Annotated in this window: 28 protein-coding genes and 1 pseudogene; 16 read left to right on the forward strand and 13 right to left on the reverse strand. The window is 68.2% G+C overall.

Annotated features, from left to right (window positions below; genetic code table 11):
- Positions 1-389: pseudogene (locus B0F77_RS49255) on the reverse strand (hypothetical protein); the annotation flags it as partial.
- A gap of 25 nt (positions 390-414) precedes the next feature.
- Between B0F77_RS49255 and B0F77_RS29740 the strand changes: the two are divergent.
- From B0F77_RS29740 to B0F77_RS29760, 5 genes are all read left to right on the forward strand, one after another.
- On the forward strand, positions 415-1,080 hold the full coding sequence (locus B0F77_RS29740) for a response regulator transcription factor (RefSeq protein ID WP_086666315.1): 666 nt from the start codon (positions 415-417) through the stop codon (positions 1,078-1,080).
- Positions 1,077-2,357 carry a HAMP domain-containing sensor histidine kinase gene (locus B0F77_RS29745; protein WP_086666316.1) on the forward strand — a complete coding sequence of 427 codons (1,281 nt, stop codon included), beginning with the start codon at positions 1,077-1,079 and terminating at the stop codon, positions 2,355-2,357. Before B0F77_RS29740 ends, B0F77_RS29745 begins: the two co-directional genes overlap by 4 nt.
- Positions 2,358-2,789: 432 nt before the next feature.
- Complete coding sequence (locus B0F77_RS29750; RefSeq protein ID WP_086666317.1) at positions 2,790-3,413, forward strand: DUF4360 domain-containing protein; 624 nt, start codon at positions 2,790-2,792, stop codon at positions 3,411-3,413.
- A 200-nt stretch (positions 3,414-3,613) separates the two neighbouring features.
- Positions 3,614-4,126 (forward strand): ATP-binding protein, encoded by a 513-nt coding sequence (locus tag B0F77_RS29755; RefSeq protein WP_342746848.1) that lies wholly within the window; start codon positions 3,614-3,616, stop codon positions 4,124-4,126.
- A gap of 404 nt (positions 4,127-4,530) precedes the next feature.
- The gene (locus B0F77_RS29760) at positions 4,531-5,157 is read left to right on the forward strand and encodes a DUF4360 domain-containing protein (RefSeq protein ID WP_086666318.1); all 627 of its coding nucleotides are present in this window, start codon (positions 4,531-4,533) and stop codon (positions 5,155-5,157) included.
- 79 nt (positions 5,158-5,236) lie between these two features.
- On the opposite strand, the gene B0F77_RS29765 is transcribed toward B0F77_RS29760, so the two are convergent.
- The 3 genes from B0F77_RS29765 to B0F77_RS29780 all read right to left on the reverse strand — a co-directional run bounded on the left by B0F77_RS29765 (position 5,237) and on the right by B0F77_RS29780 (position 8,418).
- The gene (locus tag B0F77_RS29765) at positions 5,237-6,061 is read right to left on the reverse strand and encodes an extensin family protein (RefSeq protein ID WP_086666319.1); all 825 of its coding nucleotides are present in this window, start codon (positions 6,059-6,061) and stop codon (positions 5,237-5,239) included.
- A gap of 146 nt (positions 6,062-6,207) precedes the next feature.
- On the reverse strand, positions 6,208-7,110 hold the full coding sequence (locus B0F77_RS50040; protein WP_245848817.1) for an SRPBCC family protein: 903 nt from the start codon (positions 7,108-7,110) through the stop codon (positions 6,208-6,210).
- 45 nt (positions 7,111-7,155) lie between these two features.
- Positions 7,156-8,418, reverse strand: coding sequence for an NAD(P)/FAD-dependent oxidoreductase (locus B0F77_RS29780; protein WP_086666320.1), 1,263 nt, complete (start codon positions 8,416-8,418; stop codon positions 7,156-7,158).
- Between the two features lie 42 nt (positions 8,419-8,460).
- Between B0F77_RS29780 and B0F77_RS29785 the strand changes: the two genes are divergently transcribed.
- Positions 8,461-9,939, forward strand: coding sequence for an FAD-dependent oxidoreductase (locus B0F77_RS29785; protein WP_158102856.1), 1,479 nt, complete (start codon positions 8,461-8,463; stop codon positions 9,937-9,939).
- 61 nt (positions 9,940-10,000) lie between these two features.
- Here B0F77_RS29785 and paaZ read toward each other — a convergent pair whose 3' ends face one another.
- The gene (gene paaZ, locus B0F77_RS29790; RefSeq protein ID WP_086666322.1) at positions 10,001-12,022 is read right to left on the reverse strand and encodes a phenylacetic acid degradation bifunctional protein PaaZ; all 2,022 of its coding nucleotides are present in this window, start codon (positions 12,020-12,022) and stop codon (positions 10,001-10,003) included.
- An 82-nt stretch (positions 12,023-12,104) separates the two neighbouring features.
- On the opposite strand from paaZ, the gene B0F77_RS29795 reads away from it, so the two are divergent.
- The 3 genes from B0F77_RS29795 (at position 12,105) to B0F77_RS29805 (ending at position 14,254) form a co-directional block, all read left to right on the forward strand.
- Positions 12,105-12,830, forward strand: a complete 726-nt coding sequence (locus B0F77_RS29795) for a glycosyltransferase (RefSeq protein ID WP_158102857.1) — start codon at positions 12,105-12,107, stop codon at positions 12,828-12,830.
- A gap of 124 nt (positions 12,831-12,954) precedes the next feature.
- Positions 12,955-13,296 carry a hypothetical protein gene (locus B0F77_RS29800; RefSeq protein ID WP_086666324.1) on the forward strand — a complete coding sequence of 114 codons (342 nt, stop codon included), beginning with the start codon at positions 12,955-12,957 and terminating at the stop codon, positions 13,294-13,296.
- 94 nt (positions 13,297-13,390) lie between these two features.
- Positions 13,391-14,254, forward strand: coding sequence for an AraC family transcriptional regulator (locus B0F77_RS29805; protein WP_211294124.1), 864 nt, complete (start codon positions 13,391-13,393; stop codon positions 14,252-14,254).
- Here B0F77_RS29805 and B0F77_RS29810 read toward each other — a convergent pair.
- The 3 genes from B0F77_RS29810 to B0F77_RS29820 are packed head-to-tail and all read right to left on the reverse strand — an operon-like array spanning position 14,232 to position 17,933.
- Positions 14,232-15,401 carry a hypothetical protein gene (locus B0F77_RS29810; RefSeq protein ID WP_143466965.1) on the reverse strand — a complete coding sequence of 390 codons (1,170 nt, stop codon included), beginning with the start codon at positions 15,399-15,401 and terminating at the stop codon, positions 14,232-14,234. The genes B0F77_RS29805 and B0F77_RS29810 overlap by 23 nt on opposite strands.
- A gap of 15 nt (positions 15,402-15,416) precedes the next feature.
- Complete coding sequence (locus B0F77_RS29815) at positions 15,417-16,232, reverse strand: SDR family NAD(P)-dependent oxidoreductase (RefSeq protein ID WP_086666326.1); 816 nt, start codon at positions 16,230-16,232, stop codon at positions 15,417-15,419.
- A gap of 30 nt (positions 16,233-16,262) precedes the next feature.
- Positions 16,263-17,933, reverse strand: coding sequence for an AMP-binding protein (locus B0F77_RS29820; protein WP_086666327.1), 1,671 nt, complete (start codon positions 17,931-17,933; stop codon positions 16,263-16,265).
- Positions 17,934-18,026: 93 nt separating this feature from the next.
- On the opposite strand from B0F77_RS29820, the gene B0F77_RS29825 reads away from it, so the two are divergent.
- Both B0F77_RS29825 and B0F77_RS29830 read left to right on the forward strand, forming a co-directional pair.
- Complete coding sequence (locus B0F77_RS29825; RefSeq protein WP_211294125.1) at positions 18,027-18,806, forward strand: helix-turn-helix transcriptional regulator; 780 nt, start codon at positions 18,027-18,029, stop codon at positions 18,804-18,806.
- A complete protein-coding gene (locus B0F77_RS29830; RefSeq protein ID WP_086666328.1) occupies positions 18,807-19,229 on the forward strand; it encodes a nitroreductase family deazaflavin-dependent oxidoreductase in 423 nt (140 codons plus the stop codon). It begins immediately after the preceding gene.
- Here B0F77_RS29830 and B0F77_RS29835 read toward each other — a convergent pair.
- On the reverse strand, positions 19,185-19,748 hold the full coding sequence (locus B0F77_RS29835) for a hypothetical protein (RefSeq protein ID WP_086666329.1): 564 nt from the start codon (positions 19,746-19,748) through the stop codon (positions 19,185-19,187). The two genes, B0F77_RS29830 and B0F77_RS29835, sit on opposite strands and share 45 nt — an antisense overlap.
- Positions 19,745-20,308 carry a TetR/AcrR family transcriptional regulator gene (locus B0F77_RS29840; RefSeq protein WP_086666330.1) on the reverse strand — a complete coding sequence of 188 codons (564 nt, stop codon included), beginning with the start codon at positions 20,306-20,308 and terminating at the stop codon, positions 19,745-19,747. The genes B0F77_RS29835 and B0F77_RS29840 overlap by 4 nt, the downstream gene beginning before the upstream one ends.
- Positions 20,309-20,665: 357 nt before the next feature.
- On the opposite strand from B0F77_RS29840, the gene B0F77_RS29845 reads away from it, so the two are divergent.
- The 3 genes from B0F77_RS29845 (at position 20,666) to B0F77_RS29855 (ending at position 22,926) form a co-directional block, all read left to right on the forward strand.
- The gene (locus B0F77_RS29845) at positions 20,666-21,022 is read left to right on the forward strand and encodes a hypothetical protein (protein ID WP_086666331.1); all 357 of its coding nucleotides are present in this window, start codon (positions 20,666-20,668) and stop codon (positions 21,020-21,022) included.
- Between the two features lie 2 nt (positions 21,023-21,024).
- Positions 21,025-21,573, forward strand: coding sequence for a hypothetical protein (locus B0F77_RS29850; protein ID WP_086666332.1), 549 nt, complete (start codon positions 21,025-21,027; stop codon positions 21,571-21,573).
- Between the two features lie 132 nt (positions 21,574-21,705).
- On the forward strand, positions 21,706-22,926 hold the full coding sequence (locus B0F77_RS29855) for a family 16 glycosylhydrolase (protein WP_086666333.1): 1,221 nt from the start codon (positions 21,706-21,708) through the stop codon (positions 22,924-22,926).
- A gap of 95 nt (positions 22,927-23,021) precedes the next feature.
- Here the strand turns inward: B0F77_RS29855 and B0F77_RS29860 are convergent, their stop codons facing one another.
- Genes B0F77_RS29860 through B0F77_RS29870 form a run of 3 tightly spaced genes read right to left on the reverse strand, consistent with a single transcriptional unit; the run spans position 23,022 to position 24,923 of the window.
- Positions 23,022-23,879 (reverse strand): ornithine cyclodeaminase family protein, encoded by an 858-nt coding sequence (locus tag B0F77_RS29860; RefSeq protein ID WP_086666334.1) that lies wholly within the window; start codon positions 23,877-23,879, stop codon positions 23,022-23,024.
- A 41-nt stretch (positions 23,880-23,920) separates the two neighbouring features.
- Positions 23,921-24,082, reverse strand: coding sequence for a DUF397 domain-containing protein (locus tag B0F77_RS29865; RefSeq protein WP_086666347.1), 162 nt, complete (start codon positions 24,080-24,082; stop codon positions 23,921-23,923).
- A 10-nt stretch (positions 24,083-24,092) separates the two neighbouring features.
- Complete coding sequence (locus tag B0F77_RS29870) at positions 24,093-24,923, reverse strand: helix-turn-helix domain-containing protein (RefSeq protein WP_143466966.1); 831 nt, start codon at positions 24,921-24,923, stop codon at positions 24,093-24,095.
- A gap of 102 nt (positions 24,924-25,025) precedes the next feature.
- On the opposite strand from B0F77_RS29870, the gene B0F77_RS29875 reads away from it, so the two are divergent.
- Positions 25,026-25,238: an HC3 family zinc finger protein gene (locus B0F77_RS29875; protein WP_086666336.1), complete on the forward strand. Its 213-nt coding sequence runs from the start codon at positions 25,026-25,028 to the stop codon at positions 25,236-25,238.
- On the forward strand, positions 25,220-25,468 hold the full coding sequence (locus B0F77_RS29880; RefSeq protein WP_086666337.1) for a hypothetical protein: 249 nt from the start codon (positions 25,220-25,222) through the stop codon (positions 25,466-25,468). Before B0F77_RS29875 ends, B0F77_RS29880 begins: the two co-directional genes overlap by 19 nt.
- Positions 25,469-25,472 lie beyond the last annotated feature (4 nt).

A 25,472-nucleotide genomic window follows, 5' to 3' on the forward strand; every position in this document is an offset into this window, starting at 1 on the left:
GTCGTGCGGTACCGCACGACCACGTCACCGCCGCGCAGATGGAAGACGTGGACGTAGGAACCGTCCTGTTGCCATTCCCCCTGGGAAAGTTGAGCCGAGGTGGGACGTCCATCCGTACTACTGGGAGGAGCCGGAACAGCGGAACTGACCACAGGAGGCCTGGTGGACGAAGGCGTGACAGGCGGCGAACCGATCGAGGAACCGGTCTCGGTGACCGGGGCGGCGGGCGCGGTGACGGTCGGCATCGGCAGCACGGCCGAACCCGTCGTGACCTCCGCCGCGGGCACGGGAGCGGGTTCCATCGCCGACCGGATGCCGAACCAGGACAGGCCGACCGCGACCATGGTCACCAACGCCCAGGCGACCAGGTATCCGATCGACCGTCTCACTGCGGCAATCCTCCTGTAGCGGCTCATGGCATCAGTACTGCTGGTCGAGGACGACCCGGTGGTGCGAGCGGCGATCACGCGCGCTCTCACCGGCCAGGGGCACATCGTGCACGGTGTCGCGCTCGCGATCGAGGCTTTGCGCGAAGTCACCGCCAACAACTACGACGTCGTGGTGCTCGACCTCGGGCTGCCCGACCTCGACGGCGGTGACGCGCTTCGGATGATCCGAGGCGTCACGAACACCCCGGTGGTCATCGCGACCGCCCGCGACGACGAGGCCGAGATCATCCGGCTGCTCAACGCCGGCGCCGACGACTACCTCGTCAAACCCTTCTCCAGCGAGCACCTCGAGGCCCGGCTGCAGGCCGTGCTCAGAAGGGCGCGCGACAGCAAGCAACTCGTCATCGGCGGCCTGGAGATCGACGTGAACCTGCGCAAGGCCACTGTGGACGGTCAGGAGCTCTCCTTGACGCACAAGGAGTTCGAGCTGTTGTCCTACCTCGCGGCACGGCAGGGGGAAGTGGTGCCGCGAGCCGAGCTGCTGGCCAACCTGTGGCCGTCCAACCGCGATGACCAGACGCTCGACGTCCACCTGTCGTGGCTGCGCCGCAAACTCGGTGAACGGGCCGCGCAGCCGCGTTATCTGCACACGGTGCGCGGCGTCGGCGTGCGTCTGGTCGCGCCGAGATGAGGCGGTCACTGGTGCTGGTCGCTCTCGCGGCGACCAGCATGGTGGCGCTGGCCTTCCTCATCCCACTCGCTCTCGTCGTCAAGAACGCGGCGTACGAGCGCGCACTCGGCGAGGCCGAGAAGCAGGCCAACGCGCTCATCCCGGCGCTGGTGATCTCCCAGAAACCCGCGGACATCCGCCAGGCGATGAGGACCACCGCGTACGGCACGCAGCAGCGGCTCGCCGTGCACATCGCCGTGCCCGCCGGTACCTACGGCACTTCGCACATCACCGGCGCCAACCTCGAGGAAGCGCGCAACCTCGCCAGGGCGTCCACGGTCGAGCGGCCCGATGGCATCTCCTATCTCCAGCCGCTGGCCACCAGTGCCAGCGGGGTCGCGATCATCGAGGCGTTCGTTCCGCACGAACAGCTGACCCACGGCGTGATCGGCACGTGGTGGCTGCTGGCGGGGGTGGCCGTCGGCCTCGTCGCCGGTTCGGTGTTCGTCGCCGACCGTCTCGGCGCGCGAGCCGTCAAGGCCACCCGCACGCTCGCGGAGGGCGCCCGCCGGATGGGCCAGGGCGACCTCAGCGCGCGAGTCCCGGTCAAGGGGCCGCCCGAACTCGCCGAGGTCGGCAAGGCGTTCAACGCCATGGCCGAACGCGTCCGGTACCTGCTCGCTTCCGAACGCGAGGTCGTCGCTGATCTCTCGCACCGCCTCAGAACGCCTCTCACAGCCCTTCTCCTGGACGCGGACACCCTCGGCAGGGGTGTTGGGGCGGACCGCGTCCGAGAGGCCGTCCAGGGCCTCGAGAGGGAGGTCGACGAGATCATCAAGGCGGCCCGCTCGGGACTGCAGCCCGACCACACCGGCACCGACGCGGCGAGCGTCGTCCGCGACCGGCTGGTGTTCTGGTCCGCGCTCGCCGACGACCAGGAACGGCCGTGGACCGTCCGCGGCGCCGACAAGCCCGCGCATGTGCCACTCGCCCGCACCGACCTCACCGCCGCGCTGGACGCGTTGCTGGGCAACGTCTTCCGCTACACCCCGGAGGGCACCCGGTTCGCCGTGACCCTGGTGCACCAGGCCGATCTGGTGGCGCTCGTGGTCGAGGACGCCGGTCCCGGCATCGCCGACACCGAACAGGCGGTGCGGCGCGGCGCCAGCGGTGGTGGCTCCACCGGGCTGGGGCTCGACATCGCCCGCCGCGCCGCGGAAAGCACTGGTGGCTCTCTCCACGTCGACCGCGGGCCGCTGGGTGGGGCGCGCGTGCAATTGAGGCTCCGGAGGCAGTAGGGCCCTGGGTTCGCAGGGCCGGAAAAAAGAACACCGCCGGCGGCGATCGGACCGTGGGACGGGTCCGACGCCGCCGGCGGGCACCGGCCGGCTGCGCGGCACCGCTGCCGCACCACCGAGTTCCGAGCAGGAGGGAGGAACCCGATGAGCAGTGCGCGCTTGCCTTCCCACACCGGTGTTACGAGGTGGATCAGCCGGGGCTCTCGGCGCCAGGTGTGGGGACCAGCGTATTCAGTGATGGTCGGTGTGATCGTTTTTTCGATCTGACACGAAGTTAGCCGACCACCCGCCGTCGCCAATCCACCATTCAGACGATTAATCCGTTTTAAATATATTTAAGTTCGCCCGGTCGGCTGTCCACGCCTTAAGTCCATTTAAGATAATGTCCACACCACTCCGCCGCCATCCATCCCCCGAAATGGAAGGCGCCTCATGCTCAGCGTGATTGCAGCAACGGGCTTGGCACTGTCGCTCCTCGTCGCCCCCGAGGCGCCGAGCGCCGCGGATGTCGTTCCCCCCGGGAAAATCACCGTCGACGTCGTGACGGTCAACGGTTCCGGATGCCCCGCCGGAACTGCCGCCGTCGCGGTCTCCGATGACAACACGTCATTCACGGTCACCTACAGCGACTACACGGCCCAGGCGGGTTCCGGATCGGCCCCGACCGACTTCCGCAAGAACTGCCAGCTGAACCTCCGCGTGCACTACCCGCAGGGCTTCACCTACGGGATCGCGAAGGCCGACTACAGAGGATTCGCCTCGTTACCCAGGGGCGCGAAGGGCATGCAACGCGCCAGCTACTACTTCTCCGGCTCGTCCTCGACCGCCCAGATCACGCACAACATCGCCAGCCCCCTGAGCGACAACTGGCAGTTCACCGACTCCACCCCCGTCGCGGAGATCGTCTTCGCGCCGTGCGGCATGGTGCGGAACCTCAACGTGAACACCGAGGTCCGCGTGTCCACGAACCCCTCGCAACAGCCGGCGTTCGTGTCCATGGACTCGACCGACGGCAGCGTCAACACCCGCTACCAGTTCGCCTGGAAGCGATGCTGAGCGAAAATGATCACGGAGCGCGCCCGGCGTTCTACCCACAGTGAGCGCCGGGGCCTCCCGCCGTGACCCGGACGTGACTTTTGACGGGTGAGTCAACCAGGCCATTGCTTCCCGCGTATACCCATGTAGATTCCCGCACACCGCGACGGCCATTCGGGTGACCGTCGCTGGATCGCGCGCCGCACGCGAACGGAGGCTGCATGCCGGTGAACGCCCAGACCGCACAGGTTGACGACCTGACACTCATCGCGCTGCCCACCGCGGTGAACTGCGCTGATCTGTTCGTCCGCTTCACGCTCGGTGAATGGCGGCTGCGAAACATGATCGGCGAGTGCTCGGCCGTCGCCTGCGCGCTGGTGGAGGCAGCGATCGAGTCCGCCGACCCCAAGACGTCGCGCCTGATCACCCTGCGACTGAGGCTGAGCGGCGACTACCTCGTCATCGAGCTCGAAGCCGCCCGGTTCACGATGCCGCCCACCTCGCCCGATCTGCGCACCGGAGAGCTGCAACTCGCCGGCGGCATCAAGCTGATCTGGTGCGAGCTCGCGCTGCCGACCGGCGTGAACGCCAACGCGGTGCCGCTGCCCCGGCGTGAGAAGCGCCGCTCCCCCGCGGCCGAGGCGCTGGGCGACGAGCCGGACGTCGATCCCGAGCTCATCCAGCGCATCCTGTTCGGCCTCGGCGGCTCGATGGGCGGCGGCAACCAGCGATAAACCGCTTCACCACCAGTTTCACCCACAAGGGCGCGTCCATCAGTGGACGCGCCCTTGTCGTGCAGCGGGTTCACGAGTGTGGACACTTCACCAATTGATTTCGGCCGCGCCGGCCCCCGCTACTCCGTTCGGCGCGTGTTACATTCGCCGCAAGGCCAGGAGCATTGTGTTTCTGAATGGCGTTCTTTCGGTATGGACAGTGATTGACCGACGTCCGTTTTGACTCGGCCATTAGTGCGGTAACCGATCGAACACAAAAAGTCACAAATGGTCTGAACACATTCCAGTGCGGTCGCGACCAGCAATGTTGCTCTAGTTGGCGGACGTTCGTTAACACCCTTTCCGATACGGTCTCATATCACGCCGCCCGACATGTTGGAGCACATTCGGAAAGGTGTGTCCCCATGATTAGCACGTTGGCTGCGGCCGGCTTGGCTCTGTCCACCATCGTCATTCCACCGGCCGACGATCCGCCTCCGACCGGTCAGATCACCATCGACGTCGTCACCGTCAACGGCTCCGGCTGCCGCCTCGGCACCGCCGCCGTGGCCGTCTCCCCTGACAACAAAGCATTCACGGTGACCTACAGCGAGTACCTGGCCCAGGTCGGCCCGCAGGCGAAACCCACCGATTTCCGCAAGAACTGCCAGCTCAACCTCAAGGTCAACGTGCCGGGTGGATTCACCTACGGAATCGCGCAGGCCGACTACAGAGGCTTCGGCGACCTGCAGCGCGGAGCGAAGGGCACCGTGAAGGCGAGCTATTACTTCCAGGGAATGTCGGACACCGACCAGCGCTCGAAGACCCTGAACGGTGGGATGAGCGACAACTGGCAGGTCACGCACCAGACCCCCGTCGCCTCCATCATCTACCACCCGTGCGGCGAGAGGCGAAACTTCAACGTCAACACCGAACTGCGGGTGGACAAGGGCACGTCCGACGCGAAGAAGACCAGCTTCCTGACCATGGACTCGACCGACGTCTCGTTCTCGACCCTGTACCACTTCGCCTGGAAGAAGTGCCCCAGGTAAGCAACGACCAGCCCTCGCACGGCAAGGCCGGAGCCCCAGGAGAATCGGGCTCCGGCCTTGCCGTTCTCGTTCGCGCGGATCAGATGTTCTGGTTCGCGAAGCCCTTGGTGGCGATCTTCGAACACATCGACTGCCACACCGAGGAACTGGTGTGCGGGTCTCCGGTCACGCCCAGTGCCGACTTGAGGCCGTTGAACGCGTTCTGCGTGTTGGTGCCCCAGATGCCGTCGATCGCGAGGCCCGAGCCGCGGAAGTTGTTGCACACGGCCTGGACGAACTTGGTGTCGGACTCGGAGTCCTTCAGCACGCGGACCGGCATGCCACCGAAGTCGGAGTGGATGTGGTCGTGGTGGTCGGCGTTGTACCAGCCGTCGAGCACGTACCGGAACCGGCGGCGGCACACGGCCTCCGTCGCGAGGTAGCGCTTGCGGATCGCCGCGTTGGACGACGCGTGGGCCTGGTCGAGCGGCGAGATGGTGTTGCCGCCGGACCAGCGCACGTGGTCGAGGTCCATCGCGGTGCCGGCGCCGTGCTGGCCGGGCTTGTCGACGTAGAACCCGGCCGAGACGATGTAGCTGATCGAGCCGTAGCTCGACGAGAGCGAGCGCAGGTCCCGGATCCAGGCGACGAGCGCGTTGTAGAACGCGTCGGTGGCCTGCCAGTTGCGGGCGGTCGTGTTGCCGCGGTTGGAGCGCCAGTAGTAGACCGGCGTGCCGTCGATCTTCTGGAACGTCATCATCGCGAGCGCTCCGACGGCGGGGGCCATCTCGGCTTCGGTGTGCTGGTCGTTCGTCTGCGGAGCGGCACCGGCCAGTCCAGGAGCGATGGTCGACAGGCCGGCGAGACCGGCGACGGCCGCCGCGCCCGTGACGAAGCCGCGCCTGGTGACGTTGTGTTCGAACACCCCAGTTCTCCCTCTGCGTCCTAGCCGGAGCGGACAGGAGGAAGGCCTGTCTCACGAACCGGCGCGAGGGAGTCTAGGGATCACGCCCAAACCGGGGAATCCAGTCTGACCTGCGGTTTTCCGTTCCCTTTACCGCTCGGCCCCGATCACCTCACGGCGCCGAGCACCCGGATGAGGTTGCGTTCGGTGTCGGTGCCGAGCTTCTCGAGCGCCAGCTTCGCCACGGGCGCCCCGAGCTTCGCGAGCCCGTTGAACTCGACGTGGGCGTGGTAGCCGATCCGGGTCGTGCCAGGCGCCGGTCCCGCGGTGATCGAGATGTCGTCCGTCGAGGTGGCGGTGTCGTTGCGGCCGACGAACTGCAGGCTGTGCGCGTCCTCGCGGGTCAGCTCGTAGACCAGTTCGGTCTTGCGGCCGAGGAACGTCGACACGTTGCGCCAGCGCGAGCCGACCTCGACCGGTCCCTCGTCGAGGCGCGTGCAGGTCACGGTGCCCGGATCCCACTGCTCGGCGCGGGAGAAGTCACGCAGGTACTCGACGACGCCCTCGGGTGAGGACGCGACGGTGAACGTGCGCTCGACCTCGACGCCGGACACCTGCGGCGCGTTGAACGCCTTGGGCGCGATGCGGATCCGGTAGGCCTCGACGAGCTCCGCCTGGCTGGCCGCCCGGTGCAGCAGGCGCTCCAGCCGCCCCGCGTCGACGGCCCCGATCGCCTGCAGCGCCCGCCACATCGCGGCCTTGCCCTCGATGCCGACGTGCAGCGTCTCCAGTTCGAGGACGTCGCTCAGTGGTGACCGGCCGAGCAGCCGGCCGTTGAGCTTGAGCCTGCCCGCCTTCTCGGTGAGCCAGCCGATCGCGGCCTTGTGCGGACGCCACTCGATGCCGAGCTCCTTCATGACCTCGAGCAGTTCCTGGCGGTCGGCCTCGATGTCGCCGGCGAGGACGCGCAGTTCGGGGTGGGTGCGGCCGATGCGGCGGGCGAGCTCGGTGCCCGCCATCGCCCCGGCCAGGTGGTCGTTGAGGTAGATGCCCAGAAACTCCGTGTTCACGCCTCGTGGTTACCCCCGGCCAAACCTTTTGCGGTGGCCGCGCCGCTATTTCCGCTCTATCGCCTGCATCGGTTCCAGAATGATCGGCTGCGCGCGGCGGCCGGTGAGGATGTTCCACGCCCACTGCGTGAGCACCGCGGCGCGGTTGCGCCAGCCGACCAGGAACGCGATGTGCACGACCGCCCAGGCCGCCTTGCCGATGAGCCCCTTCAGCCGCAGCTTCTTGATGTCCGCGACGGCGTCGCCGGGGGAGATCGTCGCCATCGTGCCGAGGTCGAGGTACCTGAAGGGCTTGGTTTCGCGGCCGCGCAGGCGTGCCTTGATGACGCGGGCGACGTGGTGGCCCTCCTGGATGGCGGGCTCGGCGATGCCCGGCAGGTCGTTCAGGTTGACCATGTCGCCGATCGCGTAGACGTCGCGGGCGACCGAGCAGTCCGCGGGATTCACCAGGATCCGGCCCTTGCGGTCCACGTCGGTCTCCGTCGCCTCGGCGAGCTTGCGCGCCAGCGGCGAGGCCTGCACACCGGCGGCCCAGATGATCGTCCGTGCCTCGACCCGGTCACCGTCCTTGGTGGTGAGGCCCTCCTCGTCGATCGACTCCACCATGGCGTTCGTCATCACCGTCACGCCGAGCCGCTCCAGCTTCACGCGGGTGTGCTCGCGCAGCGGCGGGGAGAACGGCGGCAGCACGTGCGGCACGGCGTCCAGCAGCGTGATCCGGACGTCACGCGGGTCGATCTCCCGGAACTGTCCCTTCAACGCCCTGCGCGCCAGGTCCGCGAGCTGCCCGGCGAGTTCGACCCCCGTCGGCCCCGCCCCGACGACCGCGAACGACAGCCACTGCTTGGGCTCGTCGGACATCACCGCCGTCTCGAACGCCCGCAACAGCCTCGAACGCAGGTTCACCGCCTGTTCCAGCGTCTTCATCGGCGGCGCGGACTCGGCCCAGTCGTCGTGCCCGAAGTAGCTGTCCCGCGATCCGGCCGCCACCACGAGCGTGTCGTATCCGACGGTCTTCGACGTGCCGTCCGGCAGGTCCACGTGGACCCGTTTGCTCGTCGTGTCGAACCCGGTCACCTCGCCCAGCAACACCCGCGCGTTGCGTTGTTTGCGCAGGATCGCGCGGAACGCCGGCGCGATGTCCCCGGTGGGCAGCAACGCTGTCGCCACCTGGTAGAGCAACGGCTGGAACAGATGGTGGTTGGTGCGGTCGATCAACGTGACCTCGACGTCCGCGCGCTTCAACCCGCGCACGACGCCCAGCCCGCCGAACCCGCCACCGACGACGACTACCCGGTGCTCACCCATGCCCGCCGCATACCCATTCCGGACGCCGGGTATCCGGCCGCCATGACCACCACGGCCGATCAGTCGCTCTGGCTCTCCGCGCTGCCCGCGACGCCGCGCCCACCCCTGACCGGCGCGCACACGTTCGACGTGGCGGTGGTGGGCGGCGGCATCACCGGTCTCACCACCGCGTTGCTGCTCAAGCGCCGCGGCCTGCGGGTCGTCGTGCTGGAGGCCGACCGCGTGGCCTCGGGCGTGTCCGGCAACAACACCGCCAAGGTGACCGCTCTCCAGTCGACCGTGTACTCCCAGATCCGCCGCACCCACGGCCTGGCCGCCGCCACCGACTACGCCACCGCCTCCGTGTCCGCCGTCGCCCAGGTAGCCGACCTGGTCAGGACCGAGAACATCGCCTGCGACCTGCGCCGCGGCCCGGCCGTCACCTACGCCTACACCGAGTCCGAGGTCGGCGACGTCGACCACGAGCTGATCGCGGCCCGCCAGGTCGGCCTGCCGGTGCGGGCGAGCACCGACGTCGACCTGCCCTTCGAGGTGCACGCGGCCGTCCGCCTGGACGACCAGATCGCGCTGCACCCGGTCAAGTACCTGCTCGGCCTCGCCGCGGCGATCGAGGGCAACGGCTGCGCGGTCCACGAACACAGCCGCGTGCTGGACGTGACCGGCAACCGGGTGTCCACACAGGACGGTCAGGTCGAGGCCGCGAAGATCGTGATCGCCACCCACTTCCCCACCCTGGATCGCGGCCTCTACTTCGCCCGCATGGAACTGACCCGCGCCTACTGCGTCGCCGCCCGCGTCGCCGAGCCGCCCACCGCGCTGGCGATCAGCACCGGCAGCCCGTCCTGGTCCGTCTCCGCCCACGAGGACAAGCTGATCCTCGCCGGGCAGAGCCACCCGACCGGCAAGTCCGCCGTGGAACCGTTCCGCCGCCTGGAGGACTTCGCCCGCAGGCACTGGCAGGTGCGGGAGATCACCCACCGCTGGTCCGCCCAGGACCCCACGGCCTACGACCACCTGCCGATGATCGGGAGCTACACCCCGGGCAACACCGCCCTGTTCACCGCCACCGGCTACATGAAGTGGGGCCTGACCAGCGGCACGTTCGCCGCCTCGCTGCTGGCCGACCTGGTCACCGACAAGCCGAACGACCTCGCCGACCGCTTTAGCCCGCACCGCTTCTCGCTGAAGTCCCTGCCGGAGCTGGTGAGGAAGAACGCCGAGGTCGCGGCGGAGTTCGTCGGCGACCGCGTGGTGCCGGCCGACGCCACCTCCAGCGAGAACCTGCCGCGCGACCACGCCCACGTGATCCGCGACGGCCTGGGCAAGACCGGCGTCTACCGCGACGCGGACGGCCAGCTGCACGCCGTGTCGCTGCGCTGCACGCACCTCGGCTGCCTGGTGCGGTTCAACGCGGCCGAACGCAGCTGGGACTGCCCGTGCCACGGCTCGCGCTTCGACGTGGACGGCGAAGTGCTGGAGGGGCCTGCCACCAAGCCCCTGCCCCGCCGCGAACCGCGCTAGTGCCGCTGACCATGAACGGCGCTTTTGTGGACCTGGGGTCCACAAAAGCGCCGTTCATGGTTTAGCTCTTGGTCACCAACGTCAACACGTCGTACTTCGCGACCGATTCGCCCTTCTGGTTCGTCACGTCCGCGTCCCAGCGCACCTCGCCGTACTCCTGGTCCTCGCGCGGCGTGATCTGCTTGGCCGTCAGGGTCACGGTCAACTGGTCACCGGGGAACGTGGGCGTGACGAACCGCAGGTTCTCCAGCCCGTAGTTGGCCAGCACCGGCCCGGGCTCCGGCGACACGAACAGGCCCGCCGCGAAGGACACCACCAGGTAGCCGTGCGCGACGCGGCCGCCGAAGAACGGGTTCGCCGTCGCGGCTTCCTCGTCCATGTGCGCGTAGAAGGTGTCGCCGGTGAACGTCGCGAAGTGCTCGATGTCCTCCAGCGTCACCTCGCGCGGCCCGGCCACGACGGTGTCGCCCAGCCGGAGCTCGGCCAGCGTCTTGCGGAACGGGTGCACCGTGCCCTCGTTGCGCGGCGCGCCGGCGACCCAGCGGTTCGTGACCGCCGCCAACGCCTTCGGGCTGCCCTGCACGGCCGTGCGCTGCATGTGGTGCAGCACGCCGCGCATGCCACCCATCTCCTCGCCACCGCCCGCCCGGCCAGGTCCGCCGTGCACCAGCATCGGCAACGGCGACCCGTGCCCGGTCGACTCACCGGCGTCGTCGCGGTCCAGCACCAGCAACCGGCCGTGCCACGGCGCCACGCCGATCACCACGTCGCGCACGAAGTCGGTGTCCGCCGAGACGATCGAGCCGACCAGCGAACCGGAACCCCTCGCCGCCAACTCGACGGCGTCGTCCACCGACGAGTACGGCATCAGCGTCGACACCGGGCCGAACGCCTCGACCTCGTGCGGCTGCACGGCGTCGGCGGCGGCGCGCAGCAGCATCGGTGACATGAACGCACCGCGCTCGGCATCAGCGTCCACAAGGGACAGCGCGCCGTCGCCGTAGACGACGGAGGCGTTCTCCTGCAACGCCTTCAGCGACCGCCGGACCTCCTCGCGCTGCTCCAGCCCGGCCAGCGCGCCCATCTTCACGGACTTGTCCGCGGGGTTGCCGATCACGACCTCGGCCAACTTCGCCGCCGTCGCCTCCGCCACCGCGTCCATCAACGACTCCGGCACCAGCGCACGCCGGATCGCGGTGCACTTCTGGCCGGCCTTGGTGGTCATCTCGGCGACCAGCTGGCCGACGAACAGGTCGAACTCCGGCGTCCCCGCGACGGCGTCCGGCCCCAGGATCGAGCAGTTCAGCGAGTCGGCCTCGGCGTTGAACCGCACCGAGGACCTGATCACGGCCTGGTGCGTGCGCAGGTGCTGGGCCGTGGAGGCGGACCCGGTGAACCCGACCAGGTCCTGCGGCGTCAGGTGGTCCAGCAGATCCCCGGCCGACCCGCAGACCAGCTGCAACGACCCCTCCGGCAGCAGCCCGGACGCGAGCATCAGCTCGACCATCTTCTCGGTCACGTACGCCGTCTGGGACGCGGGCTTGATCAACGACGGCACCCCGGCGATGAACGCCGGCGCGAACTTCTCCAGCGGACCCCACATGGGGAAGTTGAACGCGTTGATCTGCACCGCGACACCGCGCAACGGCGTGCAGATGTGCTGACCGACGAACGTGCCACCACGCCCCAACGGCTCCAACGCCCCGTCGACGTACACCTTGTCGTTCGGCAGCTCGCGCTTGGCCTTCGACGCGTAGCCGAGCAGCACGCCGAAGCCGCCGTCGATGTCGATCCACGAGTCGGATTTCGTCGCACCCGTACGTGCGGACAGCGCGTACAGCTCGGCCTTGTGCTCCTTCAGGTACAACCCGAGAGCCTTCAGCAACTGCGCCCGCTGGTGGAACGTGAGCTCACGCAACGCGGGACCGCCCACCGAACGGCCGTACGCCAGCGCCGCACCCATGTCGACACCCGCGGACGAGATCCGGGCGATCTCCTCGCCCGTCACGGCGTCGTGCAACGGCGCGCCCTCAGCCGTTGGCGTGTGCCATCCACCCGACACGTAGCTGCGCAGCAAGCTCATCGAGCCAACCCTTCCCATGCTGGGCCGGCGGGGTCCACGCCGACCTCGTTCCCGCACGGTAGCAGTGGATAGGATGATCACCATGAAGCTCGGCGCCGCCATTCCGGTCCTCAACGAATGGCGGTTCCTCCCCGCCGTGGCCGGCCAGTTGCTCAAGGTCGTCGACCGCCTGGTGGTCCTGCGCGGCACCCGCGCCCAGTCCGGTGCGCCCGCCACGCTCACGCCGGTCCCGCCGCTGGATCCCCGCATCGAGGTGATCGAGGCGGAGTGGCACAGCGAGCAGGACACGCGCAACGCGGGGCTCGACGCGCTGGACGACTGCGAGTGGGTGTTCTGCCTGGACTCGGACGAGATCCTGCTGGACGACGACCTGCACGCACTGGTGGAGCTCTGCCACCGCGACGAGCACCGCGCGCTCTCGGTCCGGCTGAAGACGTACTGGAAGACGATCGAGCACCGCGTCGAGCCGCCGGAGCGGCTGACCGCGTCGATCGGCGTCCGCAGGGGAGCGCGCTTCACGAAAACGCGGTACGTCGACGCCGAACCACACCTCACCGACATCTGGCTGCGGCACCTGTCCTACGTGCGCACGGACGCCGAGCTGCGGGAGAAGCTGCGGCTGTTCGGGCACGCCCACGAGATCGTCCCGGACTGGTACGACGAGGTGTGGCTCGGCTGGGACGCCGACCACGACCTGACCGACCTGCACCCGACCCACCCGCCCGCCTACCAGCGGATCGTCCACGAGCCCGACCCCGAGCTGCGCCGGGTTCTCGAAGCCCACGGCGTCGACGGGCTCAGGGGCTGACCAGGCCGGCCAACGTGCCCCGATCAGCCGATTCAAGATCCATCCTAGGTTTGTCCTGGGCGTGTGCCCCACTGTTGCCGACGTCAGAGGGGCAACCCGAACAAACCTGTTATGGGGGCACTACGTGAAGTCTCGCAACATCGTCATGGCGATGGTCGGCGCCGGTCTCGCGCTGGGCGCGTTGGCCGCACCGGCCGCGTCCGCCGACACGCACCGTTTGTCGGCGCCCTGCGCGTCGCCCAGCGGCAAAGACATCAACATCTCGTGGGGCGACGGCCACCAGAGCGTCACCGTGTACTACAACAACCACTGCAACCAGGCGCGGGCGATCGAGCTCACCTACAGCGGCGTCGGCGGCATTCCCGTCGTCGACTGCTTCGTCGCTCCGGCGAAGAAGAAGGACAGCAAGGTGATGCCCACCGCCAACCCGCGCTCCGTGAAGATCACGTCCCGCGGCCGCTGCTGACCCTGACGGTGTGCTCGCCCGGGGTTGTCCCGGGCGAGCGCCCCGTTTCGCGGAGGCTTGCCTGATCGTCCCACCGCCGGGGAGCATCGACCGCGTGGACGAACTGCGCGCGTTGCTCGCCAAGCACGCCCGGCCGGACCTGACCACGCCGATCGAGGACGTCCTGGTCTCGCGGACCGCTCTCGGCGGCCCGCCGACGCCGAGCATGACCGGCACGATCCTCGCGTTCGTCGCCCAGGGCCGCAAACGCATCGCGTTGGGCGACCGCGTGCACGACTACCGCGCCGGCCAGTACCTGGTGGCGTCGATCGACCTGCCGATCACCGGCAGTTACGTGGACATCAGCCCGTCCGAACCCGCGCTCGGCATCGGCCTGGTGCTGCGCCCGGAGGCGGTGGCCGGCCTGCTGCTGGGCAACGACGTCCCCGCCACGCCCGGCACCCCGGAGGGCCTCGCCGTCAGTGACGCCACCCCGGAGCTGCTCGACGCCGTGACCAGGCTCGCGCGGCTGCTGGACCGGCCGCGCGACGCCCGCGCGCTCGCGCCGTTGGTCAAGCAGGAGATCCTCTGGCGGGTGATGACCGGCGAACAGGGCGCCGCGGTCCGCCAGCTCGGGTCGCGGGACAGCAGCCTCAGCCACATCGCCAGGGCGGTGAGGTGGATCCGCGAGAACTTCGCCGAGTCGTTCAAGGTCGAGAACGTCGCGCGGATCGCGGGCATGAGCGAGTCGGCGTTCTACCGCAACTTCCAGGCCGTCACGGCGATGAGCCCGATCCAGTTCCAGAAGCAGATCCGGTTGCAGGAGGCCAGGTTGCTGCTCGCCACCAACCGGGACGTGACCACGGTCAGCCACCGGGTCGGCTACGACAGCCCGTCGCAGTTCAGCCGCGAGTACCGGCGTCAGTTCGGCGCGCCGCCCAGCCGCGACGCGCTGCTCAGGCCGGAACCTGCTCTCTGACCTTCAGGTACACCGCGCGCACTTCCAGCGTCCGCTCGACCTTCTCCAGCACCGGCGCGAAGAACTGGCGCCGGTGCTCGGCGTCGCTCATCGAGATCACCGAGAAGTACATGCTGCCGAACGCCGCGAACAACGTGGCGTTGCGCAACATCGCCGACGGGACACCGGGAATGATCGACATGACCGGCTCCGCTGCGATCCACTGCGCGGCGATCGCCGGCGTCACCACGATCAGGCCGAGCACCACGAAGAACGCGTACAGCCCGAGCCCGACCACCGCCGCCTGCAGGAGCTGCCGGATCGCGAGCATGACCAGCAGGTTGCGCTGCTGACGCGGGTTCAACCGCTTGGGCGGCAACGGTTCGGTGATCTCCACCCCGGACAGCGGCGTGCCCTGGCACGCGACGGTCAGGATCTCCGGCCGCAGGTCCTGCTCGACCCGGCCGATCTCGTCGCGCAGGCGGGCGGCCGCGGCCAGCACGGTGATCGCCGCGAACAGCAGCACGACCAGGCTGACCCGCGGCCACCGCAGCTGGTTCATCGCCTGCCACAGCTCACCGGTGAAGAACAGGAACAGCGTCACGAACAGCATCGGCGGCAACGCCCGGCCGAGCAGGTGCACGCTGTTGCGCAGGTCGGCGAGCACGTGCCGGATCCCGGCCTTCAGCAACGCGCCCAGGCCGTAGGTGGTGGCCAGCATGGTCGCCACGAAGGCCAGGCCGAAGAAGGTGACGAACCACAGCGGGACGACCCACCAGTCGAAGTCAGGCCCCTCGGCTCCGGGCGTGATGATCTCGTCGTTGGCCACGTACTGCAGCAACGGCACGATCACAGGCATCGCCGCGTACACGACCAACAGCACGCCGGTCGTCTGCCGCGAAAAGCTCGGCAGTCGCCGCACGAACGACGAGAGCAGGATCCACGCGGACACCATCACCGCGACGATCACCCCGAGCAGCACCCACTTCGACAGCCCGGTGGACCGCAGCAGCACGAGCCAGGCGAGACTGCCGACCGCCACGAACGTCAGCGCGGGCAGCATCCGCGGCAACACGTGCGACCGGAAGCCGTACCCCTCGATCATGGTCGGCGCGCCCTGCTGGACGAACCACTGCTCGGTCCGCCGCACCTCCGTCGAGGATTCCACGGCGTGGATCATGCCTCACCGTTCGAAGATGCGCGCCATCACGGTGAAGTACGAAGTCGGGGCGATACGGGCGAGCGCGTCGAACACGTACGCGTCCGGCCCGACCAGGATCCGGGCCTTACCGCGTTCGACCCCGCGGTGGATGATCTCGGCCGCCTTGTCCGCGGTGGTCATCGCGATCTTGTCGAAGTCCGCGGCGATCTGCTCCAGCGATCGGCCCTGCTCGTCGAGCTCGGCGTGGATGCGCCCGTTGCGCACGATGTTGGTCCTGATCCCGCCGGGGTGCACGGTGACCGCCGAGACACCGGTACCGCGCAACTCCTGCCGCAGCGAGTCGGTGAACCCGCGGACGGCAAACTTCGAGGCGCAGTAGGCGCTGTTCTTCGGCATCCCGAGCAGCCCGTACACGCTGGAGGTGTTCACGATGACGCCGTAGTTCTGCTTGACCAGCTGCGGCAGGAACGCCCGCGTGCCGTTCACGACACCCCAGAAGTTGATGTCGAACAGCCAGGAGTCGTCCTCTGGCACGGAATTCCGCACGGTCGTGGACGTGGCCACGCCGGCGTTGTTGAACACCGCGGCGAGAGGGAGGTCCAGCCAGTCCTGCACCTCCTTGGCGAACAGCCGCACGTCGTCCGCGTCCCGTACATCGAGCACCCGGCTCAGCACCGGGCCGTTCAGCGAGTCGGCGGTCTCCCGCAACCCGGCCTCGTTCACGTCGGCGATGACCACCGGTGAGCCGTGCCGGGACAGTCGCTGGGCGAGGCTGCGGCCGATGCCCGACGCCGCCCCGGTGATCACCGCCGGGCGTCCCGCGATCTTTCGGACCATGCGACCAGTAGATCACCATGGGCAAGCGCCCTACTGGCGCAGTTCGGGGAACTGGTCGTCCCGCCACTCCCCCGTTTCGACGCCCTGTTCCTCCCGCGTGCGCAGATCGACGCGGCGGATCTTGCCGGACACGGTCTTGGGCAGTTCGAAGAACTCCAGCCGCCGAATCCGCTGGAACGGCGCCAGGTTCTCGCGGGCGTGCTTCAGAATCCGCAGTGCCGTCTCGCGATTCGGCTCCCAGCCCGCGCTCAACGCCACGTACGCCTTGGGCACGGCGAGCCGCAGCGGATCCGGGGCGGGAACCACCGCGGCCTCGGTGACCGCCGGGTGCTCGATCAGCACGCTCTCCAGCTCGAACGGCGAGATCTTGTAGTCCGACGCCTTGAACACGTCGTCGGACCGCCCGATGTAGAACAGGTAGCCGTCCTCGTCCCTGCTCGCGATGTCGCCTGTGTGGTAGTAACCGCCGGCCATCGCCTCGGCGTTGCGCTCCTCGTCGCCGTGATAGCCGACCATGAGCGACATCGGCCGCTGCTTCAGATCTATGCAGATCTCGCCTTCCTCGGCCGGTTCGCCGCTGATCGGGTCGACGAGCACGACCGGAACACCCGGCAGCGGCGTGCCCATCGAGCCGGGCTTCACCGGCGCGCCGGGCACGTTGCCGACCGACAGCGTGGTCTCGGTCTGCCCGAAGCCGTCCCGCAGCGTGAGGCCCCACTGCTGCTGGACCTGTTCGATCACCTCGGGGTTGAGGGGTTCACCGGCGGCCACGACCTCGCGCAACCCGCCCGGCCCCGCGCTGAGGTCCGCCTTGATCAGCATCCGCCACACGGTCGGCGGCGCGCAGAACGTGGTGACGCCCTTGTCCCTGATCTGGCCGAGCAGCGCGGCCGCGTCGAACCGCGTGTAGTTGTAGACGAAGATCGTCGCTTCGGCGATCCACGGCGCGAAGAAACAACTCCAGGCGTGCTTGGCCCAGCCCGGCGAGCTGATGTTGAGGTGCACGTCGCCGGGCCTGATGCCGATCCAGCGCATGGTCGTGACGTGCCCGACCGGGTACGAGGTCTGGGTGTGCTCGACGAGCTTGGGCTTGCTGGTCGTGCCGGAGGTGAAGTAGAGCAGCAGCCGGTCGTCCGCCCTGGTCTTCGGGTGCGGCAACGGGTTGTCCGGGGCCTCTGCCGTCTCCGCGTAGTCCAGCCAACCGGCGGTGGCACCACCGACCGCGATCAGGACTGTGCCCGCCTCCTTGTTGGCCACGTCCTCGAACTTGTCCGCGTCCTCCTTGCGCGCGATGACATGCCGAACAGCGCCGCGGTGCAGCCGGTCGGCGAGGTCGGCGGGTCCCAGCGCGGTGGTGGTCGGCATGATCACGGCGCCGAGCTTCATCACCGCGAGCATCGACTCCCCGAGCTCGACCTGGTTGCCCAGCATGATCATCACGCTGTCGCCCTTGCCGACGCCGTGCCAGGCGAGCCAGCGCGCGACGCGGTTCGACCTCCGGCGCAGTTCGTCGAACGTGTAGGCGCGCTCGCCGCCGTCCTCCTCGACGATGTGCAGCGCCGTGGTGTCGTTGCCCTCGGCGATGAAGTCGAACCAGTCGTGCGCCCAGTTGAAGCTGCCGGCGAAGCTCGGCCAGCTGAACGACTCGGGATCGGTGAGCATCAGGTCGCGGGCCGCGCGGTAGGTGTCGTGGCTGGTCATCGGTGGCCTCCTTCACTGGCTCAAGAGGGTGGGCAGGACCGGGCCGACGGGATACCCCCGGATGGGGGTGCACCCCTTTTCGAGGGTGCGCCCGTGGGTGAGACTGCCAGCGTGCTGCCAGACCGTTTCCAGGCGCTGTTGCCGCAACGCCTGGACATGCTCCGCCGAGCCACCGGGTTGCCCGTCGTGTTCGGCGGTGCCGTCACGCCCAGCCGCGAGCTGGTGCTGAGCAGCTTCTACGGCACGCACGGCACGTCGTTGCACGGATTGCGCGTGGGCACGGGCCGCGGACTGGGCGGCACGGCGATCGCGATGTGCACGGCGGTGCGCGTGAACGACTACGCCTCCACCCGCGCGATCACCCACGAGTTCGATCAGATGGTGGTCGTCGACGAGCGACTGACCTCCGTGTTCGCCTACCCGGTCGCGGTGCGCGGCACCGTGCACGGCGTGCTCTACGGGGCCGTGCGCGGGCAGACGCCCGTCGGCGACCGGGCCATCAGGATGGCCGGCGCGATCGCGCAAGCCATCGCACAGGACCTGGACATGCCTTCCCTCCACACACAGGCCGCACTACGCGAACTGGCCGAGGTCGCCAAGCTCGTCGGGGATCCCGCGTTGCGCGAACGACTGCGCAGGGTCCACCAGGATCTCGGCGGTAACGCTCCCGTCTCCGTCCCCACAGGACTGACCCCGCGCGAACTCGATACGCTTCGGCTGGCCGCGGTCGGTGCGTCCAACCGGGAGATCGCCGCCGAGCTCGGGTTGAGCACCGAAACCGTCAAGGCCTACCTCCGGGGCGCGATGCGCAAACTGGGGGTGCACAACAGAACCGCCGCGGTCCACGCGGCGAGGTCGACGGGAGCGCTTTGAATGTCCTGGTTCGAGAGAGCCGTGATCGGCACCGACCGCCTGCTCTACAAGCTGACCGGCGGCAAGGTCATGACCGTCTCGTTCAGCAAGCAGACCGGCCTGACGCTGATCACCGTGGGCGCCAAGTCCGGTGAGCGGCGCGAGAACCAGGTCCAGTACGTCGCCGACGGTTCGTCGATGCTGGTCGTCGGGTCGAACTGGGGCAAGCCGCACCACCCCGGGTGGACCGCGAACCTGTTGAAGAACCCGGACATCCAGGTGAACGTGCGCGGCGACGTCCGTGATGTGCGGGGCACCCTGCTCGAAGGGGCCGAGCGCGAGGCCGCCTGGCGCAAGATGGTGGCGGCCTGGCCGGCGTTCGAGGACTACGTGAAGCGGTCAGGAGGCCGCGAGCTGAGGGTCTTTCGCCTCACTGCGCGCTGAGTCCCACGCCAGCCACACGCAGCCGACGATCATCAGCACGCCGTGCGCGATCCTGACCGCGGGCGGCGTGAAGAACTGCGGCAGGAACAACGCGAACCCGGCCGCGAACAGGATCGCAGGCAGCGTGCGGAGTTTGAGCGCGACCAGGACCGCGGCGACGCCCATCGTCACCAGACCGACAGCGAAAGTCGTGGCGGCGACGGGGTTGTAGCGCACGGACTCGGCGAGCTCGAGGATGTTCGGCTGCCCGGCGATCGAGTGCAGGCCGAAGTCCTCGGCGCCGTAGTAGGGCAGCGTGAGCCCGGCGCCGACCCAGAACGTGATCGCGGCGGTGCGGTGGATCTCCAGCAACGCGATCGGCACCAGGATGAACCCGATCATGGCGAACAGGTGCGACGCGACCCACGCACTCGATCCCATCGCGGCCGCGGCACCCGCGGTCGTCGTCTCGTCCTCCCATGGTCTGAACACGGGGTACAGCAGGAAGAGCAGGCCTGCGGCGGTGAGAGTCCACTTCATGATTGCCCCCTGAGATCGGTGAGGTACATCCGGACGAGCTGGTCGTAGGTGTCGTCGAGGCCTTCCGGCAGGCCGAACCCGCCGCCGGCCTCGATCGACGCGAAGCCGTGCACGATCACCCGCAGGCACCGCGTGGCGTGGATGGCGCCGGAGCCCTCCAGGCCGTACTGCCGCAGCGTCGCGAGCATGACCTCCACGAGCTTCATCCCGGCGGCCTGCTGCAGTTCGTCGTGCAGCGGGTCCATCGGCATGGCCGCGTAGCGCTTCGGGTGCTCCCGCACGTAATCGCGATACGCGTGCATGAGCGCTGTCACCGCCTCGTCGCCCGCCCGGCCCAGGACCGTTGCGGTGAACCGGGCGGTCATCTCCTCCAGCACCCGCACACCGACGTGACCTCGCAGCTCGGCGAGGCTCGCGACGTGCTTGTACAGCGAAGGCGTGGCGACACCGGTGCGAGCGGCGACGGCGGCGAGCGTCAGTCCCTCGACGCCCTGCTCGTCGACCAGCTCCAGCGCGGCGTCCACGACCTTGGCGGTGGTGAGACGTGAGCGAACGGCCATAGCCCAAAAGCTAATGGCATTAGCTTCACGTGTCAACATGCTGCCTCATCGCCGACGACGTGACAGGACAGCGCCGCCAGGAGCGCTCGTCCCCGAGCACTCCCATCCGCGTCCGACAAAACAATTCCAGGCTGCACAGAAAGAAATGGTGTTCTTCGGATACCTGGCCGAACTCGCGATCAAGCAGTACGGTTCCCACAGGGCATCGGAGGGGGCGGCACAAGCGGGCCCAGGGGGATTCACCACCGCGAAAAGCGCAGGTAGATCCGTGCTGCGCGTGGTTTCCACAATCATTGCACGCCGATTTTGGCGCGCCCATCCGATGATTCCCTTCCACTACCGGAAAGGAACATTTCCATGACCGGATTGAGAACCAGGGCAGCGGCCGCACTGCTGGCGACCGTCACCATCGCCGCGCTGATGCCGGCACTGCCCGCACAGGCTCTGGGCAACAACCGCGACGTGTCGCGCGGCTGCGGCCGGAACCACGTGTCCAGCGGCCGGTACAGCAGCACGAGGGCCTGGGCGCAGACGACCAAGGTGGACGGCAGCTGCGCGGGCCGCCTCAGCGCGGGCCTGCGAGCGAGCGACGGCTACACGTGGCCGCGTGTGTACGGGAACAACACCAGCGCGTACTCCGAGCGCACCGACGCCGCCGGATTCGGCACCGGGATGCACTGGGGCTGCGACGCCTGCAACGTGACGTACAGCTGACCATGCGCCGAGCTGTTCTGTGCGGGCTGATGCTCGCGATGATCACCGGGTGCGCCCCCGCCGCCGAAGACGGCGACGGGGGCGCACCCTCCTACCCCGCGGCGCAGGCCTGGGCCCTGAACGACGGCACGGTGACGGACGAGGAGTACCGGCAGGCGGTCGACGGGTTCGCCAAGTGCGTGCGGGAGGCGGGATTTCCGGTCGCCGACGCGGTTCTCAGCCCGGTCGACGGACTGACGCTGCTGTACGGCATTCCACCGACCGGCGATCCCGACGCGTGGAGCAAGGCGGTCGAGGACTGCAACCTGGCCCACATCTCGCACGTCGAACCCACCTACGTCGAGGCGCGCGAGCAGAAGATGACACCGGAGTTGCGGGACGCGACAGCGCGGTGCCTGCGGGACGAACGGGTGCGCGTCGCCGGCACCGAGCGCAACGTCAAGGAGTTCGTCGACACCGCCGGCAAGAGCGCGGAGGTGCTGAAGTGCGTCAGCGCTTCGGCCCAGCGGCTGTACCCGGATCTACCAGGCTTCCTGCGAATCCGCTGGTAGTGAGCCCGATCTCCTGAGAGCGCTCTCATCTGACAAAAAGGTGAAAACCTTTACAAGTTGACCGAGAGTCACGGCATGACAACACTTCCGAACCACTGGGCGCACAACTAAACACCCGGAAAGGTCGGTTCGATGCAGCGACGCATCGGGACGGCCCTCGCTGCCGCCTTGATGGTGGCCGCGGGGATCACCGTCGCCACCACCAGCCAAGCTCCCCCTGCCAACGCGGCGGTGACCTGGGCCGACGAGTTCAACGCCCCCGCCGGCACCGGTGTCGACGGTGGCAAGTGGCAAATGGAAGTCGGAAACAACGACGGCAACAACCGAGAGTCGCAGTGGTACCAGGCGGGCACCTCGAACGCGGTGCACGACGGCCAGGGCAACCTCGTGATCACCGCCAAGCGCGAGAACCCCGGCAACTACCAGTGCTGGTACGGCCGTTGCGAGTACACCTCAGCCCGCATCAACACCGCGGGCAAGTTCACCCAGACCTACGGCCGGTTCGAAGCGCGCATGAAGATGCCGCGCGGCAAGGGCATCTGGCCGGCCTTCTGGATGCTGGGTGCCGACATCAACACCGGTAACCCGTGGCCAGGTTCTGGCGAGATCGACATCATGGAGTTCCTGGGCCACCAGCAGAACACCGTGTACGGCACGATCCACGGCCCCGGTTACAGCGGTGCGGGCGGCCTGCAGGCGGTGTACAACGGCCCGAACTTCGCCGACGGCTTCCACAACTTCGCTGTCGACTGGCGTCCGGGTGAGATCGTGTGGTCCGTCGACGGCCAGGTCTACGGCCGCAAGACGCCCGCCGACCTAGGTGGCCGGACGTGGGTGTTCAACAAGCCGTTCTTCATCATCATCAACCTCGCGGTCGGTGGTGAGTGGCCGGGCTACCCCGACGGCAGCACGACGTTCCCGCAGCAGCTCGTGATCGACTGGGTCCGCGTCTCCAACGACAGCCCGCCACCCAGCGGTGGCACGGAGATCCGCGGCATCGGCGGCAAGTGCGTCGACGTGCCCTGGGCGAACACCGCCAACGGCACGCCCATCCAGATCACCGGGTGCAACGGCAACGCCGCCCAGAAGTGGAGCCGTCCCGGTGACGGCACGATCCGCGCGCTGGGCAAGTGCCTCGACGTCAACGGCGGCGGTACCGGCAACGGCACAGTGGTCCAACTCTGGGACTGCAACGGATCAGGCGCCCAGAAGTGGACCGTCAGCGGGGCACAGGACATCGTGAACCCGCAGGCCAACAAGTGCCTCGACACCGTGGGAGGCTCCTCGGCCGACGGCACCAGACTCCACATCTGGGACTGCCTCGGCGTCGCCAGCCAGAAGTGGCAGGTCTGAGGTCTCTCTCCGTCCGGTTGTCCACGACCTGACGGAGAGAATCACGGCGCTGGACGTGAACCCACGCGGCGGATGGGTTCACGTCCAGCGCTTTGTCACGCCATGAGCCTGGCCACCGCCCAGTCCTGCACCGCGACCCCAACGGACTTGAACACCGTCCGCCCCTCGCGCAGCGGCGGATTCCCCAGCGCCGCACCGAGTTCGACGAGCGACTCCAGCCTGAGCACACCGCTCTGGACCGCGCGGATGATCTCCCCGGCCTCACTCAGCGCCGCCTCGACCTGGTCCACCACCACGACTTCCGCGCTGGACAGCAACTCCTGCGGCAGCTCCCGCATCACCGGCCGGTACGAGCCGATCGCGTTGACGTGCACCCGTTCCTTGAGCGCGTCGCACGAGAACAGCGGCACCGTCGACGCCGTCGCGCAGCACACGACATCCGCGTCCCGCACCGCCTCTTCCGCGTTGAGCTCCACGTCCATCACCGTGTCCGGCAGCTCGTCCTGCAAGCTCTCCAGCAACGCCTCGGCCTTCCCGGCGTTCCGGTTGAACACGACGAGCTTCTTCAACGGCCGCACCGCGTGCACGGCCCGCACCTGGTCCGCCGCCTGTGCCCCGGCCCCCAGCAGCGTCAGGTGCGAGGCGTCCTCGTCGGCCAGCAAATCCGTTGCCACGCCGACCACAGCACCGGTCCGCAGCGTGGTGAGCGGCACCGCGTCCGTGACGAACTGCCCGCCGGGATGCGAGTACACCACCGTGCCCGTGATCACCGGGTCCCGCTCGATCTCGATGCTGATCACCTTGACCGCCGTGGACCTGCTCGGCCGATGGTGCACCGCCATCACGAGCGAGCTGCTCTCGCTGAACGCCAGCCGTGGCGGCAGGTCGAACTCCTCCGCGGCGAGCCCGATGAACGCGGCGCGGACGGCTTCGATCGCAGCGGGCATGGTCATGGTTCGGATCGTAACGACCGGCAGAATGGCCCGTACCTTGACTAGCGGGTGTGTTTCACCGTGCTCAGGAAGGAGGTCCACGCGGCCCGGCCCACCTCGATGTGAGCGACGGGCGCCTTGCTGTCCCGGATCCCGACGCCGGTGGCCACCTCCACGCACGAGCTCGCGTTCGCGCTGTACGTGCTCTTGCGCCACCCTGCCATCGCCATCTCCTCAGGTCAGCAACCGCTTGATCAGTCCCTTCGATTGTTCCGCATCCAAGGCGGTCCGATCGAGCGCGTCCACCACCTGTTGGTAGGCCTTCACCGAGTTCGGCACCTCGACGATGAGGCTGGAGTTCTCGCTCTCCAGGAACACGACCGGCTCGTACTTGTGGAACGTCATCAGGTCGAAGGAACCCGAAAGCCCCGCGTGCGCACCGGCCGACAGCGGCACGACGCGGATCTCGACGTACGACCGCGCCGCGAGCTTTTCCAAGTGCCGCAGCTGCGCGTCCATCACCTCTTGGCCACCGACGGGTGTCATCAGCACCGACTCGTGGACGTAGAAATGGCACTGCAATGCGGGCCGCAGCACCTCCTGCCGCGCCGACCGTGCGGCCACCCGCGCCCCGATCTCGTCAGCAGGCACGTTCGCGCAGGCCGCGATCACCGCATGCGCGTACTCCTGAGTCTGCGTCAGGCCGTGCACCAACGACGTCTGCCAGCTGACCAGCTTCTTGGCAGTGCGCTCGTGTTCGATCAGCGTGCGCGGATGGATCGGGGCACACGACCCGTGTTCCTGCCACCAACCCTTGGTGTTGAAGTCGGGGAAGAGCGAGAGCAGGTGATCGCGTTCCTCTTGCGGTGTCCGGCAGACGCCCAGCAACAACGCCAATTCGAGTGCGGTCGAGCCGCCCTTGCCGTTGACCAGGTCTGAAAGCTTGGCCTCCTGCCAGCCCAGGAGTTCGGCGACCGTCCGCGAGGTCATGCCCGTGCTGGCGATGGCCGCGCGAAGGCCGTCCCCGAACTCACGACCTCTCACAGTGGAGAATCTTTTCGGCATGCCGAGAAGGTAGACCCGTTCTCAGCCATTCCAGAACGTTTGATCGCAACACAACCCAAAAGGGCGTTAGCTTGGAGGACTTCCAAGCCGCACAATTAATATGTGAAGTTCCGATGGACGCCCCACGAGGGGCAGCGTCATGCCATCCCCGACGAGCTGACCAGGGGGCAGCTCGTCGAGACATTGTGCGGCGATCCCATTGTGCCGCAACAGGTGAGTCTCTGGCGCGACAAGAACACCTGGCCGACCTGCTGGGACTGCGACGGCGTCTGGCGCAAGAGCGAGGGGATCCTGCCATGGCCGCGGAAATCCTGACCGAGGATCTGCTGCGCATATCTCTTCAACGCCTCTCGCGTGAGGTGGTGAAGACTTATCCACAGTTCGGCGAGTTGCTCGCACAGAATATGCTGCGCACGTGCGGCCTCATTCCTGATGTGCAGCGCGCGGAGCACTACCGGGAGCTCGGCACGCTTCTGATCGACCTCGGCCGCCTTTACCTGGCCGAGGCCGACGTGCTCAGCACCGTGGAGGCGCCGCCGACTTGAAGGC

Origin of the sequence: Lentzea kentuckyensis (assembly GCF_002150765.1) — a bacterium.
Classification (GTDB): domain Bacteria; phylum Actinomycetota; class Actinomycetes; order Mycobacteriales; family Pseudonocardiaceae; genus Lentzea; species Lentzea kentuckyensis.

What these genes read in the sequence shown, in the direction of transcription:
- B0F77_RS29740 (WP_086666315.1), top strand. Translation starts at nt 415, where the DNA reads ATGGCATCAGTACTGCTGGTCGAGGACGACCCGGTGGTGCGAGCGGCG.
- B0F77_RS29745 (WP_086666316.1), top strand. Translation starts at nt 1,077, where the DNA reads ATGAGGCGGTCACTGGTGCTGGTCGCTCTCGCGGCGACCAGCATGGTG.
- B0F77_RS29750 (WP_086666317.1), top strand. Translation starts at nt 2,790, where the DNA reads ATGCTCAGCGTGATTGCAGCAACGGGCTTGGCACTGTCGCTCCTCGTC.
- B0F77_RS29755 (WP_342746848.1), top strand. Translation starts at nt 3,614, where the DNA reads ATGCCGGTGAACGCCCAGACCGCACAGGTTGACGACCTGACACTCATC.
- B0F77_RS29760 (WP_086666318.1), top strand. Translation starts at nt 4,531, where the DNA reads ATGATTAGCACGTTGGCTGCGGCCGGCTTGGCTCTGTCCACCATCGTC.
- B0F77_RS29780 (WP_086666320.1), bottom strand. Translation starts at nt 8,418, where the DNA reads ATGGGTGAGCACCGGGTAGTCGTCGTCGGTGGCGGGTTCGGCGGGCTG.
- B0F77_RS29785 (WP_158102856.1), top strand. Translation starts at nt 8,461, where the DNA reads ATGACCACCACGGCCGATCAGTCGCTCTGGCTCTCCGCGCTGCCCGCG.
- paaZ (WP_086666322.1), bottom strand. Translation starts at nt 12,022, where the DNA reads ATGAGCTTGCTGCGCAGCTACGTGTCGGGTGGATGGCACACGCCAACG.
- B0F77_RS29795 (WP_158102857.1), top strand. Translation starts at nt 12,105, where the DNA reads ATGAAGCTCGGCGCCGCCATTCCGGTCCTCAACGAATGGCGGTTCCTC.
- B0F77_RS29815 (WP_086666326.1), bottom strand. Translation starts at nt 16,232, where the DNA reads ATGGTCCGAAAGATCGCGGGACGCCCGGCGGTGATCACCGGGGCGGCG.
- B0F77_RS29820 (WP_086666327.1), bottom strand. Translation starts at nt 17,933, where the DNA reads ATGACCAGCCACGACACCTACCGCGCGGCCCGCGACCTGATGCTCACC.
- B0F77_RS29830 (WP_086666328.1), top strand. Translation starts at nt 18,807, where the DNA reads ATGTCCTGGTTCGAGAGAGCCGTGATCGGCACCGACCGCCTGCTCTAC.
- B0F77_RS29835 (WP_086666329.1), bottom strand. Translation starts at nt 19,748, where the DNA reads ATGAAGTGGACTCTCACCGCCGCAGGCCTGCTCTTCCTGCTGTACCCC.
- B0F77_RS29840 (WP_086666330.1), bottom strand. Translation starts at nt 20,308, where the DNA reads ATGGCCGTTCGCTCACGTCTCACCACCGCCAAGGTCGTGGACGCCGCG.
- B0F77_RS29845 (WP_086666331.1), top strand. Translation starts at nt 20,666, where the DNA reads ATGACCGGATTGAGAACCAGGGCAGCGGCCGCACTGCTGGCGACCGTC.
- B0F77_RS29850 (WP_086666332.1), top strand. Translation starts at nt 21,025, where the DNA reads ATGCGCCGAGCTGTTCTGTGCGGGCTGATGCTCGCGATGATCACCGGG.
- B0F77_RS29855 (WP_086666333.1), top strand. Translation starts at nt 21,706, where the DNA reads ATGCAGCGACGCATCGGGACGGCCCTCGCTGCCGCCTTGATGGTGGCC.
- B0F77_RS29860 (WP_086666334.1), bottom strand. Translation starts at nt 23,879, where the DNA reads ATGACCATGCCCGCTGCGATCGAAGCCGTCCGCGCCGCGTTCATCGGG.
- B0F77_RS29865 (WP_086666347.1), bottom strand. Translation starts at nt 24,082, where the DNA reads ATGGCAGGGTGGCGCAAGAGCACGTACAGCGCGAACGCGAGCTCGTGC.
- B0F77_RS29870 (WP_143466966.1), bottom strand. Translation starts at nt 24,923, where the DNA reads ATGCCGAAAAGATTCTCCACTGTGAGAGGTCGTGAGTTCGGGGACGGC.
- B0F77_RS29880 (WP_086666337.1), top strand. Translation starts at nt 25,220, where the DNA reads ATGGCCGCGGAAATCCTGACCGAGGATCTGCTGCGCATATCTCTTCAA.